At 56.9% G+C, this 13,521-nt stretch carries 17 protein-coding genes and 1 tRNA gene; 8 read left to right on the top strand and 10 right to left on the bottom strand.

Features of this window, described 5'->3' with window-relative positions:
• Positions 1 to 9: 9 nt before the first annotated feature.
• A complete protein-coding gene (locus tag Q1B15_RS05630) occupies positions 10 to 717 on the bottom strand; it encodes an IS6 family transposase (RefSeq protein WP_299751389.1) in 708 nt (235 codons plus the stop codon).
• 261 nt (positions 718 to 978) lie between these two features.
• Positions 979 to 1,242: a hypothetical protein gene (locus Q1B15_RS05625; RefSeq protein ID WP_299751386.1), complete on the bottom strand. Its 264-nt coding sequence runs from the start codon at positions 1,240 to 1,242 to the stop codon at positions 979 to 981.
• Positions 1,243 to 1,698: 456 nt separating this feature from the next.
• On the opposite strand from Q1B15_RS05625, the gene Q1B15_RS05620 reads away from it, so the two are divergent.
• Both Q1B15_RS05620 and Q1B15_RS23355 read left to right on the top strand, forming a co-directional pair.
• Entirely contained in the window at positions 1,699 to 2,445 is a 747-nt protein-coding gene (locus Q1B15_RS05620; RefSeq protein WP_299751383.1) for a sulfite exporter TauE/SafE family protein, read from the top strand.
• A 274-nt stretch (positions 2,446 to 2,719) separates the two neighbouring features.
• Entirely contained in the window at positions 2,720 to 3,019 is a 300-nt protein-coding gene (locus tag Q1B15_RS23355) for an antibiotic biosynthesis monooxygenase (protein WP_366141681.1), read from the top strand.
• 579 nt (positions 3,020 to 3,598) lie between these two features.
• Here the strand turns inward: Q1B15_RS23355 and Q1B15_RS05615 are convergent.
• Both Q1B15_RS05615 and Q1B15_RS05610 read right to left on the bottom strand, forming a co-directional pair.
• Positions 3,599 to 3,674: transfer RNA gene (locus Q1B15_RS05615), tRNA-Thr, on the bottom strand.
• 48 nt (positions 3,675 to 3,722) lie between these two features.
• On the bottom strand, positions 3,723 to 5,384 hold the full coding sequence (locus Q1B15_RS05610; protein ID WP_299751380.1) for an iron ABC transporter permease: 1,662 nt from the start codon (positions 5,382 to 5,384) through the stop codon (positions 3,723 to 3,725).
• A 98-nt stretch (positions 5,385 to 5,482) separates the two neighbouring features.
• On the opposite strand from Q1B15_RS05610, the gene Q1B15_RS05605 reads away from it, so the two are divergent.
• Positions 5,483 to 6,355 (top strand): hypothetical protein, encoded by an 873-nt coding sequence (locus tag Q1B15_RS05605; protein ID WP_299751377.1) that lies wholly within the window; start codon positions 5,483 to 5,485, stop codon positions 6,353 to 6,355.
• Positions 6,356 to 6,369: 14 nt separating this feature from the next.
• Here the strand turns inward: Q1B15_RS05605 and Q1B15_RS05600 are convergent, their stop codons facing one another.
• Positions 6,370 to 6,627 (bottom strand): DUF2312 domain-containing protein, encoded by a 258-nt coding sequence (locus tag Q1B15_RS05600; RefSeq protein ID WP_299751374.1) that lies wholly within the window; start codon positions 6,625 to 6,627, stop codon positions 6,370 to 6,372.
• A gap of 124 nt (positions 6,628 to 6,751) precedes the next feature.
• Here Q1B15_RS05600 and Q1B15_RS05595 point away from each other — a divergent pair, with 124 nt between their 5' ends.
• Positions 6,752 to 6,967 carry a hypothetical protein gene (locus Q1B15_RS05595; RefSeq protein ID WP_299751371.1) on the top strand — a complete coding sequence of 72 codons (216 nt, stop codon included), beginning with the start codon at positions 6,752 to 6,754 and terminating at the stop codon, positions 6,965 to 6,967.
• Here Q1B15_RS05595 and Q1B15_RS05590 read toward each other — a convergent pair.
• The 3 genes from Q1B15_RS05590 to Q1B15_RS05580 form a co-directional block, all read right to left on the bottom strand.
• Positions 6,964 to 9,054 (bottom strand): enoyl-CoA hydratase-related protein, encoded by a 2,091-nt coding sequence (locus tag Q1B15_RS05590; protein ID WP_299751368.1) that lies wholly within the window; start codon positions 9,052 to 9,054, stop codon positions 6,964 to 6,966. The two genes, Q1B15_RS05595 and Q1B15_RS05590, sit on opposite strands and share 4 nt — an antisense overlap.
• Before the next feature lie 62 nt (positions 9,055 to 9,116).
• A complete protein-coding gene (locus Q1B15_RS05585; protein ID WP_299751365.1) occupies positions 9,117 to 9,359 on the bottom strand; it encodes a hypothetical protein in 243 nt (80 codons plus the stop codon).
• A 147-nt stretch (positions 9,360 to 9,506) separates the two neighbouring features.
• The gene (locus Q1B15_RS05580) at positions 9,507 to 9,836 is read right to left on the bottom strand and encodes a metalloregulator ArsR/SmtB family transcription factor (RefSeq protein ID WP_299751363.1); all 330 of its coding nucleotides are present in this window, start codon (positions 9,834 to 9,836) and stop codon (positions 9,507 to 9,509) included.
• 91 nt (positions 9,837 to 9,927) lie between these two features.
• On the opposite strand from Q1B15_RS05580, the gene Q1B15_RS05575 reads away from it, so the two are divergent.
• Genes Q1B15_RS05575 through Q1B15_RS05560 form a run of 4 tightly spaced genes read left to right on the top strand, consistent with a single transcriptional unit; the run spans position 9,928 to position 12,113 of the window.
• Entirely contained in the window at positions 9,928 to 10,791 is an 864-nt protein-coding gene (locus Q1B15_RS05575; protein WP_299751359.1) for an MBL fold metallo-hydrolase, read from the top strand.
• Between the two features lie 16 nt (positions 10,792 to 10,807).
• Positions 10,808 to 11,233: a YeeE/YedE thiosulfate transporter family protein gene (locus Q1B15_RS05570; protein ID WP_299751357.1), complete on the top strand. Its 426-nt coding sequence runs from the start codon at positions 10,808 to 10,810 to the stop codon at positions 11,231 to 11,233.
• Positions 11,233 to 11,664: a DUF6691 family protein gene (locus Q1B15_RS05565; protein WP_299751354.1), complete on the top strand. Its 432-nt coding sequence runs from the start codon at positions 11,233 to 11,235 to the stop codon at positions 11,662 to 11,664. Before Q1B15_RS05570 ends, Q1B15_RS05565 begins: the two co-directional genes overlap by 1 nt.
• An 11-nt stretch (positions 11,665 to 11,675) precedes the next feature.
• Positions 11,676 to 12,113, top strand: a complete 438-nt coding sequence (locus Q1B15_RS05560; RefSeq protein ID WP_299751352.1) for a TIGR01244 family sulfur transferase — start codon at positions 11,676 to 11,678, stop codon at positions 12,111 to 12,113.
• Positions 12,114 to 12,461: 348 nt separating this feature from the next.
• On the opposite strand, the gene Q1B15_RS05555 is transcribed toward Q1B15_RS05560, so the two are convergent.
• Positions 12,462 to 12,596, bottom strand: a complete 135-nt coding sequence (locus Q1B15_RS05555; protein WP_299751350.1) for a hypothetical protein — start codon at positions 12,594 to 12,596, stop codon at positions 12,462 to 12,464.
• Between the two features lie 210 nt (positions 12,597 to 12,806).
• The coding region (locus Q1B15_RS05550) for a HAMP domain-containing sensor histidine kinase (RefSeq protein WP_299751348.1) at positions 12,807 to 13,521 on the bottom strand (715 nt) is incomplete at its 5' end.

Raw genomic sequence — 13,521 nt, 5'->3', positions numbered from 1 at the left:
AGCTGTCGCTTAAGCCGCGCCGAGATCGCGCCACTCGGCCAGAGCGGCGCCGCAGTTAGCTTTGAATTTTTTCCGTGAGTAGAGGTGGCGTGCTCGATTGAAATGGTTGTGAACCGAGGCGTGGACGGAGACGAACTTTTGCAAGGTTCGCGTTCGTCGGAAGCGCAATATTGCTCGTTCTCGTCGTCGAAACGGCAAGTGTGAATTCTCAGCGCGATTGGTTTTCCAGCGCCCAGTTTCCTGGTGATCTGCGTTGCCGATGACCTTCATGGCTGCGCCGTAAGACCGCAGTAGATCGGTCACGATCACTTCCGGTTCGCCGTAGCGCTTCATTGATTTTCTGAGAAAATTCAATGCTGCCTTGCGATCCCGCCGGTTTGTCACATAACTTTCCAGGACCTCGCCTTCATGATCTACCGCCCGCGACAAGTAATGCATCTCGCCGTTGATCTTCACGAAAACCTCGTCAAGATGCCAACGCCAGTTCGAATAGCCACGCATCCGGTTCGCCCGTTTCCTACGGATTTCAGCAGCAAACATCGGGCCAAATCTGTTCCACCAAAAGCGGACAGTTTCGTGGCTGATTTCGATGCCGCGCTCATGCAGCAGGTCTTCGACATTTCGTAGGGAGAGCGGAAATCGAATGGACAGCATAACAGCGAGGCGGATGATCTCCGGCGACGTCTTGAAGTAGCGAAATAGATTGGATTTTCTCATCCAGCAAGGCTACGAAACCGCCCTGCTCTACTCAAGCCAGTTTCCTCTGACAGTTCCGACAACAACCGCTCGCTAACATAGTCGACCATCTGAAGGGGCTTCTTAAATAACTTCAAGCATCGTCCCCCTGAGGGCCTCGGAGAGAGTCGCTGGGCGCTTTGCCTTATATGGGTGGCGATAATGGCCGGTGACTCTGTGCGGGCTTTATAGGGACTCTGCGGGCTATTGGGCGCTTACTGCTTGTTCCTCAAACAATTCTAATCAATGCACCCTTCGACGGTGATCGCTTCCTTCCTCAGGCTCAGGTTCCTCTGCCAAGGCCATACCGTCAGCGACCACGCCGAGAATATTGGAAGCTGGAACGCCCGCGCGAGTTAGGCTGGTCACCATCTCGGCAATAAGACGGTCTGTGAGGCAATCCATGCAGATACCCTTTTGTCTTGCGCGCTCAGCTAGAGCCTCCAGCTCCTTTTCGATGAAGTCCTCGAAGACTTGGTCACCGTCATGGATGGTGTCATCCTTCATGGAGTTCTCCTTGATCACAAATGGCTGCTCTTGGTTAGGTGCAGTTGAGGCCAGCCCGTCGGTCAGATGTCAATCGCTAGGGTCTGGCCTTTTAGAGCGGCAACCTGCCGAATATCGCCATAGCGGACCTTGATGCATCCCGCAGCGAACGGCCGCTTCGAGGTTATTCTGTTGAAAAACTCCAAAATCTGAAAATCCCAAATTCCCGTCAAAACCGCAAATCCTGTCAAAGCCAGCTAAGATAGTAAACCAGACGACGCGACCCGGCCTAGCAACCCGGGAGGCTTGATTTGGCCGATCCCCCTTGCCAAAATAAACTTATCGACCTGTATGGCGAAAAAATCTGTCCGCCAGGCCCGAAACTGGAGTTTTTCAACAGAATAAGCCCATTGCGGACAACTTCTTACATTATTGACCTAGGTAGACTTCGAGATGGCAAGTCCCTAGCAATGTGCGGTGGATTTGATTGAGACATACGGTATTTTGCAATTGGCCCTTCTGGGCAGTGCCGCGTTTCTGGCGGCGCTTGTCAGAGGATTTTCCGGCTTTGGGTCCGCGTTGGTGTACTTGCCAATTGCAGCGCAGGTTTTGTCGCCCTTTCAAGCCATAACGACAATCGTGATATTCGATTTGATCGGGCCGCTTCCCTTGGTCCGCCAAGCGAGTCGAGATTGCGACGTCGGTGATCTTGTGCGGCTCTTGGCGGGTCTCATCCTAGCCTTGCCACTTGGGCTGCTGACTCTGACGCTAGTTGCACCGGAAGTCTTTCGATTTACGGTTTCCTTCGTCGCACTTTTCATGCTTGCGAGCCTGATTTCGGGGTTCCGCTATCGTGGCCAACTTTCGGCACCATTGATATTTGCAACAGGCGGGATGTCCGGTTTTCTTCAAGGTGTTGCAGGGCTTCCCGGCCCGCCAGTTATCCTTCTCTACATGGCGAGCGCACTTTCCGCTCAAGCGATCAGGGCAAACACATTTTTATTTTTGTTGATGACAGACGTGGTTCTCCTGCCCGCATTGGCATTGTTTGGAAAACTGGACCCGTCGGCGATCATCCTGGGGTTAGCGCTCATCATTCCAACCCTTGCTGGAAGTGTTTTGGGTGCCCGCATTTTTCGCCCTGGATACGAGCGCATGTACCGCGGTGTGGCCTACGCCATTATTGCTGCTTCGGCGCTGTCGGGGTTGCCGTTGTGGGGTTGATCCACCATCTGACGTGATGATGGCTGCATTGTCCGGAGGCTGTGTGAAAACTATCGAGAGCTTTTACAAATGCCAAAAATTGCCAGATTTGGGCGTGCTCTGGTCGAGCTGAACCATCAAATTAGCAACTCCCGAAAACGAGCGGCGCGAAATCATGAAGAATCCCGAGTTTTCACACAGCCTCTCCGCACTGCCGTCATTACCCCTGGCTCATACTTCCCAGCCATGAATACCCCCGCTAAGATTGCCCACAGGGTTCTAGAAGGGATTTTCGATGTATGTTGTTATGACGAGAGTTAAGCTCAAACCCGGCACAAGTGAGATTTGTTCCGATTTGTTTCAAAAAACCAACCCCAAACTCGTAAGTTCGGAAACAGATTGGTTGGGCGCGCGAATGATTTTTGACCATGACACTGACGTTCTAACGGTCTTGGCTACTTGGCGAGATACAGAGTCTTATCAGCGTCTGAGAGCCAGCGCCAAATTTCAAAGTACGATGCGGGAGTTCGGTCGACATTTTGCTTCACCGCCAGAGGTTTCGATGAATGAAGTTTTGGTGGATATGGCCTCCTGAATTGATCTGGGACTTATGGGCCAACGACAGCTTTGACTATAGCGGGCATTTGCCGTCGCAGGATTGCACGCCCTCGCGACCAGTAGATTTTGGGTTAGATCACGAATGTACGCTCGTCCTCCAATCGCACGTCTGCGATCGCCGAGCTTGTCGTGAAGGAGGACGGTGCTTTCTACGCCCATAAACTGGTACACTTGGAGTAGAAAGCGTATGCTTTGCACGCGCCGAAACTCTGCGCAGTCCTAGCAAGCCCATATCTGGAAATGGTCGGCACATGACACCACTTCGAACACGGATCGAACGGCTCGAAGCGAAGCGGGGAATCAAAAACGACCGCGCGCCAAGCATCGTAATTTTCAATAAGATATGGCGCGAGGGTGGCGAGCTATGCTCCACACCGGTTTCTGCGAATGTGCGGACCACCAAGGGTTGGGAATATATCACCCGCGACGAAGGAGATGTCGACTTTATCACCCGCCTCAAACAAGTGACCGCGAGGCAAAAGGGGGATAATTAGGTGGATAAATTAAGATATGAATTCAGTTAGCCTATTATTTTCAATATATTACCCGAAAATAATGGTGCCCCCACACGGACTCGAACCGCGGACCTACTGATTACAAATCAGTTGCTCTACCAGCTGAGCTATAGGGGCACTTTTCTTCCTCTAATAAGTTCTCGAGCTTCGCGCAAGCCACTTTGATCACCTTTGTCGCATCGTCGTGCGTGCGACGAATATTACTGCCACCAAAGACACAAAAATGATCAGCAAAGCCGACGGTGCAGCATCGGCGATCCGCTCAAGGCTCGCTTGTTCGTAGCTGCGAGTGGCCAGAGTGTTGAAGTTGAACGGGCGCAGCAACAACGTCGCTGGCAATTCCTTCACGCAGTCCACAAAAACCAACAGCAACGCCGCAGCAACTGATCCTCGGATCAACGGCATATAGACCCGTGTCAAAGCCCCGCCCGCGCTGTGGCCTAAGGTGCGCGCAGCCAGCGGCAAGCTCGGCGCGACACGTCCCATCGCCGCATCTGCCGCCCCCTGTCCGATAGCGAAGAACCGCACCGAATAGGCGTAAAGCAATACAACCGTGCCGCCGGTCAGGATCAAGCCCGGATCCCATCCAGTCAACGCCAAAACGCCGTCTGCAACCAAATTGTCCAGCGCCGCCAACGGGATCAAAAGCCCAATCGCCAGAACCGCGCCGGGCGCCGCATAGCCAATCGTCGTCACCGGTAAAAACATGCGCGGCAATATACGGCCCGAAAGCCGCACCCCGTAGACCATGAAAATCGCGCCTGCGACCGTCACGATTGCCGCCACACCGCCAACCAGCACAGTATTGGTCAAAGCCTCTAATAGGCCCGGCGCAAACCATCGGTCGGGGCGCGTGATAGCATGAGAACTCATCACCGCCACCGGCAACACAAAACCCGCCAAGAAGGGCACGAAACACATCACCGACGCAAATAAGCCAGAAGCCCCCAAAAGCGGTGTCGCGGCCGCCTCGCGCTCTTGGCGCGCCATGCGATGAAACCTGGCCTTGCGCCGGGATATCTTCTCAATCGCCACAAGCGCGAAAATCAACGCAAGGATCAGCGTCGCGATCTGCGCCGCACCGCCCGCATTGCCCGCCTCTAACCATACCGAAAACACGCCCGTCGTCAGCGTTTGCACACCGAAATAGTCGACTGTGCCAAAGTCGTTCACCGTCTCCATCATCACAATCGCCGTGCCCGCAACAATGGCGGGGCGTGCCAACGGCAACCCAACGCGCCAGAACCGCTTGAACCCGCCGGCGCCCAAGGCGCGCGCCACATCATGTGCAGCTCCAGATTGTTCGCGAAACCCCGCACGGGCCAGCAAATAGACATAAGGGTACAGTGACGCCGCCAACACAAAGATCGCCCCCGAACGCGAGCGAATATCAGGAAAAAGGTAGTCCTGCGCGCTTTGCCAGCCGAACACACCGCGCAAAGCCGTCTGCACCGGCCCCGAAAAATCAAGGAAATCGACCAGGGCGTAGGCCCCAAGAAACCCCGGCACGGCCAGCGGCATCAAAAGCGCCCATTCCAACCAACGCCGCCCCGGAAAACGATACATCACCACCAGCCACGCCGTCACCGTCCCGACCAGCGTCGCCGCAATCGCAACCGACACCATCACGACGAGCGTATTGCCCAGATAACGCGGCAAGGTCGTCGCGATCAGATGCGGCCAGATGTTCTCGACGGGGTTGGCGGCAATCCACAAGACCGACAAGATCGGCATCACAACCAGGGCGGCAATTAACCCTGCTCCGAACGACCACGGAGACGGCCAGTTCAGAGCCATGCTGGGAAGTTGAGTCTTTTCGTCGGTCATACACGTCGGACTATCGTAATTCGCCTTTCCCTGTCCAGCGACGACCACTAGGTTTGCGGCTATACGACACGTGTAAACCCAAGGCCCCACAAACCCCCATGGAAATCCTCTTTCATCTGGGCGCACACTGCACCGACGACGGCCTCTTGATCCGCTCGATCCTGCGTAACCGCGCGCGTCTTGCGACAGACGGCATCATCGTGCCGGGTCCGGGGCGCTACCGCGAATTGCTGGGCAGCGTATCCACCACCTTGCGCGGCAAGCCTGCAAGCCAAGACACCGAAGCGATGCTACTGGAAGCCATCAACGACGACGACACTGCCGAGCGGATCATTCTGTCAAACGACAGCTTCCTGTGCCGCCACAAAGTCGTCGTCGGCGCAGACGGGCTTTATCCCAAGGCCAAAAAGTCAGCATGGCTGCGGCAGTGCTTCCCCTCGCACAACGTCCACTTCGCGCTTGGCCTGCGCAATCCAGCGACCTTTATGCCAGCCCTTTTGCGCACCCTCAAAGACGAGGACCGCGCAGCCTGCCTTGATGTGCTGGATCTGGGTCAATTGTCCTGGGCTGATGTTGTCGCTGAAATTGTCGAAGCCAACCCCGAGGCGACCCTCACCGTCTGGGCGCACGAAGACACGCCCTTCATCTGGTCGGAAATCATCCGCGAGATCACTACTCACGACCCCTATATGACCTTGGACGGAGCCGACGATATGTTAGCGCAAATTCTGTCCACGGACGGCATGACAAGGCTTCACAGGCTCCTTGCAAGTCATCCCGACATCACCGAAGCCCGCCGCCGCAAGACAATCGCGGCGTTTCTGGAAACTCATGCGATGGTAGACGAAATTGAGGAGGAAATAGACTTGCCGGGCTGGACACTTGAAACCATTGCCGACCTCACCGCCGCCTATGACGACGAGGTCGGCCGCATCAAAGCCATGCCTCGTGTGATCTGGCTGGAGCCGTGACGACCCCGCCCGCATCACATCCCCAGCGCTTCCTTGTACATATCAAGAACCGCTTCTTCTTCGGCGAGGTCCTCTTTGTCGCGCTTTCTCATAGCGATGACCTTGCGCATGACCTTCGTGTCATACCCACGGCCTTTGGCCTCGGCCATCACTTCTTTTTGCTGATCGGCGATGTCTTTTTTCTCTGAATCGAGGCGCTCGAGACGCTCGATAAACTGACGCAATTCGTCGGCGGTGACGCGGTAGCTTTGCTCGGTGACCTGATCGTCCATTTGGACCTCGCTGTTTTGACGGAACCGATGCCTACCCGCGCCATCGCGCGGCAGCAAGCCCTTGCAGCATGCCTGTTGGTCGATTATGCGCGATGCTCGCGCAAACTGCTCAAAAGGATGTCACATGGAATCCCTGATCTGGATCGGGGCACTCTTCGCCCTCGTCGGTGTCGTTGGTCTTGGCTGGTGCATCTTGATCGCTTGGAAAGCCCGTCGCGAGGGGCTTGATGACGAGGCCATGAAAGTGCGTCTACAAAAAGTCGTCGCAATGAACCTTGGTGCATTGGCCGTGTCATCCATCGGATTGATGATGGTGATCCTCGGAATTTTCTTTAGCTAGCGGTCAAGCGCCGCAAAGCTCTGCCCGGCCCGTATCAGGTCCTTGAAAATCGGAGACGGCGGCGAAATCCGTGGGCTCTGCTCAGCCATGTCAGTCAAAAGCGACTGTACTTGCTCCAAACCGATAAGATCGGCAGCAAACATCACACCTCCGGTGCGCCGCGCAAAGCCCAAGCCATGGATGGACACCATATCAATGTCTGAAGGCCTGCGCGCTGTACCATCCGCCAACGCCTGAGCGCCCGCTCCGGCCATCGCCGCAACACAGCGAAGACGTATCTCGCCGTCCGACAGCGTCCGCGCGCGTTTGCCCTTGCTATTCCGCACCGCGTCAATGAACTCCGTCACATCCGCGTCCTCAACGCCTTTACGCCCCTGCTGGCTATAGGCATAAAATCCGCGACTGTTCACACGTCCATGACGCCCCGCTTCAACAAGCCCAGCGGTCAGATCGACCTCGTCCGGATTGCGGGACCGCGTGCGCGTCAAGCCTTCGCTGTCGCGCCACGTGAATGATCCAAGCGGCAGGCCCCAGTCCCGCAACGCCGCATCCACCTGAGAAATCCGAGCGCCGTCTTCCGCACATAGGTCCGCCGCCGCATGCAATGCCTCGGCGAGCCGCTGTCCGATCCCAACCGGACCCGGCCCCGTTTCTACGATCAGCCGATCCAATTTGCGCGCCAAAGCCCGCACCGTTGCAATGGCGCGCGGAGACGACTCGGCACTGGGAATAATCTCAGCCATCCGGTTACGATGCATCCCCGGATACAGACGGAACCCAACCACTTCCGAAGGCCGTCGAGTGGCGGTCGCAAGCGTCGCCACATCGACGTGCTCAGACCCGGTCGCCAAAACAGCGCCCGCCTTCAACACGGCATCCAGCTCCGAAATCAATTCTTTTGACACCGACGGTCCGGGATCAATAACCACATCCGCGTCCGCCAACGTCCGAAACCCGCATACCGCATTCATCCGGTCCAATGTCGCCTCAACCGCTTCGTCCTGCATCTTACCGGACGCCACGCGTGCGTCGTAATGCTCGATGATCCGCATTACGCCGGCTTCCAACACCTCGTCGTTGCGTTCGGCCACGGTGACTGAGAACCCAGCGTCCAGACAAGCGACCGCAATCTCGCTGCCAATCCCGTTACCGCCGATCAACGCGATAGAGCCCAACGACCGTGACGGCGTCCGGCCAACCACGGCAGATGCCGCAACCAATCGCCGATCCGCTGCAAAAACATGGCGAAGCGCGCGCGAATGATCCGATGTAACCAGATCTTCAAACGCCGCAATCTCAAGTCCGCGCCCGATCTCATAGGGCAACAAAAGTGCTGCCTCAACGCACTCGATCAATCGCAACGGCGCATCCAAAGGCGAGGCTTCTGCAATGCGGCGATGCTCGGCCACCGCTTCCAGAAACGCCCGTCCCTCGCCAAGACGATCCCGGCGCACAGAACTGCGCAACAAGGGTTCATCGCTGTCCGCCCGCGCTCGCGCCGCGTCAATTGCCGCCGCCAAAACATCGCCGTCTTCAAGTCGATCGACCAGACCAAGCTTACGCGCTGAGGTGCCATTCACAGCTCGCCCACTTAGTAACATCTTCAACGCAGCAAGCCCGCCAATCACTTTCGGCAACCGCTGCGTGCCCCCGGCCCCCGGTACAATCCCGATGGTAATCTCTGGCGCGCCCAAACGCGCCGTTGGATGCGCCACGCGCACATGTGCCGCCAACGCCAACTCAAGCCCATTACCCAAAGCAGCCCCGGTGATTGCCGCAACAACTGGTTTTTCCATCGCTTCGATATGGTCGCACAAATCGCCAAGCGACGGTGCCTCGGGCGCATCCGCCAAAGCCGAGCCTGCGTCGATCCCTGTGCCCATCGCAAAAGCACCATCGCGCCCCGCGATCACCACCGCGCGACAGGACGGATTTTCACCCGCCGCCTTAAATTGTTCGAAAAGCGAAAGTCGTACGCTGGGCGTCAGCGCGCCATGCGGGGGACTGTCGATGACAATAACGGCCACATCGCCGGACGCCGCCCGCCGAGAAGTGTCACTATCATCAATTGCGTCGGCTCGGCCCATATCGTTTTCTACGCCATGTGGGGCGAAACTCAAGCGCCGCGATACGCCAATCTAGGCTAATGTCAGACCGGAACGTTGTCCCACATGTCATCTTCGACATCTTCGCAGATGAGACGCACCTTCGCGGCTGTCTTTGGCACGGCAATCCGCACCACGTCCGGGGCCTCTAGCTTGCGCGTCAAAAGCGCTTTTGCATCTTCCGCCCGCGACGGATCAGCCAATACTGCATCCACAATCGCGGCCACATCGACGTCGTATCCATGCTCTGCACCAGCCTTGTTCAAGTATGGTGTGGTCTTGCTCATGAGAGCCTCCCTAATAAGGTTGCGACTTCGCGCTCGAAGTTCTTCTGAATAAGACAGTCATACCACGACGCGACTCAAGATGCGTTTACGACGGTCAAAAACGCGCACGCCTTTACCAAACGCCCTGTAATTGAGCGTCTTTTTTTGTCAGCTGCCTGCTTTCGGCTGCGCGCAGAACAAATCGTAAAGAACCTGCACCAAGGTAACCACACGCTCATCAGCAAGCGAATAGCGGACGATTCGCCCCTCTTTCTCAGAGTTCACCAACCCATCAGCCCGAAGCCGCGCAAGCTGTTGCGACACATACGCCTGCGCCAAGCCCAAAGCTTCTTCCAATTCGCCAACGCGTTTTGGCCCCTCAACCAACTGGCACAAAAGCAAAAGGCGCGCCGGATTGGACAAGGTGCGCAAATAAGCGGCAGCCTCTTCGGCGGATTGCGCCATCGCTGACTGTAAAAGTTCAGAATTATCCTTCATGGTACTTGAATCCGGTTCCAATTCGGCAACATATATCATAATACATATGTGTTGCTCTCGTGATTTAAAATATGCGGCAAAGGAGACAGGAATGAAACCTCTGGTCACATCGTTCTTTGACGACGCCACAAACACCATTTCCTACGTTGTGCGCGATCCCGAAGGCACGCAAGCGGCAATTATCGATAGCGTGCTTGACTTTGACTATGCGTCGGGGCGCACGGATACGGCGTCTGCCGACGCGATCATCGACTTTGTCAAAGCCGAAAACCTGACCGTCGCCTGGGTGCTGGAAACCCACGTCCACGCGGATCACCTAAGTGCAGCCCCCTATCTTCAGGAGAAACTGGGTGGCGATATCGGGATCGGCGCGAACATCACAAGCATTCAGGACACCTTCGGAAAACTCTTCAACGAAGGCACCGAATTTCAGCGTGACGGCAGTCAGTTTGACGCGCTTTTCAAGGACGGCGACAGTTTCCACATTGGCCAACTGCGCGGCGATGTTATGCACACGCCGGGACACACACCGGCCTGCATGACCTATGTCATTGGCGATGCCGCTTTCGTCGGAGACACGCTTTTCATGCCCGATTTCGGCACAGCGCGCTGTGATTTTCCGGGCGGTTCAGCGACGGACCTTTTTGACAGTGTGCAGCGCATCCTCGCCTTGCCGGAAGACACGCGCATCTTTGTTGGCCACGACTACAAGGCGCCAGGACGCGAAGAGTTTGCATGGGAATCCACTGTGGGCGAGCAAAAAGCTAGAAACGTCCACGTCGGCGACGGCAAAGCCCGTGAAGACTTCGTTGAAATGCGCGAAATGCGCGATGCATCGCTTGGAATGCCAAAACTAATAGTACCATCGCTTCAGGTGAACATGCGCGCCGGCAATATGCCCGCGGCTGATGAAAAGGGGAACGTCTTCCTCAAAGTACCTGTAAACAAACTCTAATTACTGGAATTATAAAATGCCACAGGACTGGATATTTGGCCTCATCGGCGGGGCCATGATCGGAATTGCCGCCGCGGCCTACCTCTTGATAAATGGTCGGATCATGGGCGCATCCGGAATCATTGGAACTCTTGTTGACCGCTCCGCCCCGGAAAATGGCGCCGAGCGTCTCGCCTTTTTGACAGGCCTTGTCCTCATCCCCGGCGCTGTGGCCCTTGCCACCGGCACCGCGCAAACGCACCTGACTGGAAACTTCGCACTGATCGCAGTGGCAGGCCTTCTCGTCGGCCTTGGCACTCGCATCGCAAACGGTTGCACCTCGGGGCATGGCGTTTGCGGCATCTCGCGCCTTTCCTTGCGCGGCATCGTCGCAACCGTGTTTTACATTGGTGCGGGCGGCCTAACCGTCGTCGTCTTCCGTCACATGTTGGGGTGGGTCTGATGCGTCTAATCGCAGCGTTTTTCATCGGCGGCCTTTTTGGCGTCGGATTGCTGATCTCCGGCATGACCGACACCCGAAAAGTCATTGGTTGGCTTGATATTTTTGGCGACTGGGACCCAACGCTTGCCTTCGTCATGGGGGGCGCAATCATCCCCATGGCGATCGCATGGCAAATCGCTGCGCGCCGCGCGGCCCCTGCTTTAGGCGGCACGTTCCCAAGCCCGCCCGAACCCCGTCTTGGGCGAAATCTGGTCCTAGGCTCGGTTCTGTTCGGCATGGGCTGGGGGCTTGCCGGCCTTTGCCCCGGCCCCGCCATCGCATCAATCACATGGGGTGGAACCGGCGGAGCGGTCTTCCTTGTTGCGATGATCCTTGGCATGGTGGCCGCACCGCCCCTGAAGCGATCTCTGCAGGGGCGCCAGACCGCCTGAAGGAGACGCCCATGTCATATACGCGCCTTGACGAAAAAATGTCTGTCGCCCCACAGATTGTGCCCGATGACCTGCCCGACATTGTCACTCAGGGCTTCAAGGCTGTGATCTGCAACCGACCCGATAACGAGGTCCCCCTCGATCTGTCGTCCGAAGCCCTAAAGGCCGCCTGCGAAGCGGCCGGCCTTGCGTTTCACAACAATCCTCTCGCACCGGGTGGCCTTACAGGCGAAGCCGTCGCGTCCCAAGCTCATGTCATAGCGACGACAGACGGCCAGGTTCTCGCCTATTGCGCCTCTGGCACGCGGTCGGCCATCCTTTGGGCCTTCGCCAGCGCCGGACAGGGCGATCACACCGCAGCAGACATCGCCAAAGCGCTCGATACCGCAGGTTACGCCTTTCCCGGCATCGCCTCGCAACTTGAGCAATTCGCCGCACAGGCCCGTTAAGGCCCGGCAAATCCGGAAGGTCGGAAAGGTCCGGCAGATTGGGAAAGTCCGGCAAATCTACCTCCTGCCGTTGCTCGATATATCGGCAAGCCTGCCAAGTGCCTCGTCCCCCGTGAGCAGTGCAGAAAGCACCGCCCTGGACGACGCCTCGGCATCAAGCGAGGCCCCAAAGAACACGGATGATTGTGAGACGGGACTGGTTCCATCTGCGCCAGACCGGCCTCGTCCGCCGCCCGCGCCACATCGGCCATCCATTTGTCCAGCATATCGCTAACCACAACTGCATCGGTCCGCGTCGGTGCGCGTTCCTTCGCAGGCACCGATGTCACCTGCCCAAGCGCCAGGAGCTCAACCAACGGGCAAAAGACCGATATCAACAACCAAAAGCCCCACATCGCGCGCATCACGGGTCATCGTACAAGGCAGACCGTGCCGCCCTAAAGCCGCAACAACGTTTATCTGCTCCATCGTTGATTGGGTCACGGCCCGAACATCAGCCTGCAGCGCAAGCGCGCTGATCCGCCGCCCGCAGCACTTCCGCCCGCAAAAGCGCCTCAAACGCCCCCCCTTACTGGACACGGTGGTGCTAGTCGGCGCTCCAAAGGCGAGACCCGCGCCAACTCCGTCACTTTGAAGGCTCCCCATATCAGCTTCGAGAACACCTTAGCGCAATTTGATTACGGTTTGGTTGCCCTAGGTCGCTTTAACCTTGGCATCGGGCACAACGACGCGAAACGCCGCGCCGCCTTGCCCCGGCAGATAGACAATCGAACCGCCAAGACGCGTCATGACCTCACGACATATCGCCAAGCCAAGACCGGCGCCGCCTGCCGCATGATTGTCCGACACGCGGGCAAATTTCTCAAAAATCAGGGTTTGCGCATCCGTTGGAATACCCTTGCCGTTGTCCACGAAATCAACAACCCTTTGTCCTGCGGCCTGCCCCACTTTAATCGTCAACTTCGGAGATGGGTTTTCACAATATTTCAATGCGTTGGCGATCAGATTGATAAACACCTGTGCCAGACGATCACTGTCGGTAAACAGCAGCACATCTTCCCCATCGCCCGACCGTTCAATCGCGAAATGACGCGCTCCCGTCGCCACTTCCATCGCTGCCACCGCGCGATCCAAAACAGCGCCAAGCGTCTCCTCGTCCATATTCAGCGTCACTTGCCCATTCTCAAGCACGCTCAGGTCCAGAAGATCGTCCAAAAGCCGCGTCAGACGTTTTGTCTCGTCGTGAATGATCCGACTATACCGCAGGCGATCACCTGCCTCCATTGACGTATCCCCCATCAAAATCTCGCTGAACGAGCGAATCGACGTCATGGGGGTGCGCAACTCGTGACTGATCTGGCTTAGAAAGCCATCCTTTTGCACTGACAAAGCAAGCAACTTCTCGTTG

The sequence above is a fragment of the uncultured Boseongicola sp. genome, from assembly GCF_937988555.1.
In the GTDB taxonomy this organism is placed as follows: Bacteria; Pseudomonadota; Alphaproteobacteria; order Rhodobacterales; family Rhodobacteraceae; genus Boseongicola.
Note: the sequence above shows the minus strand (reverse complement) of the source record. Positions and strands in the feature narration are given on the sequence as shown.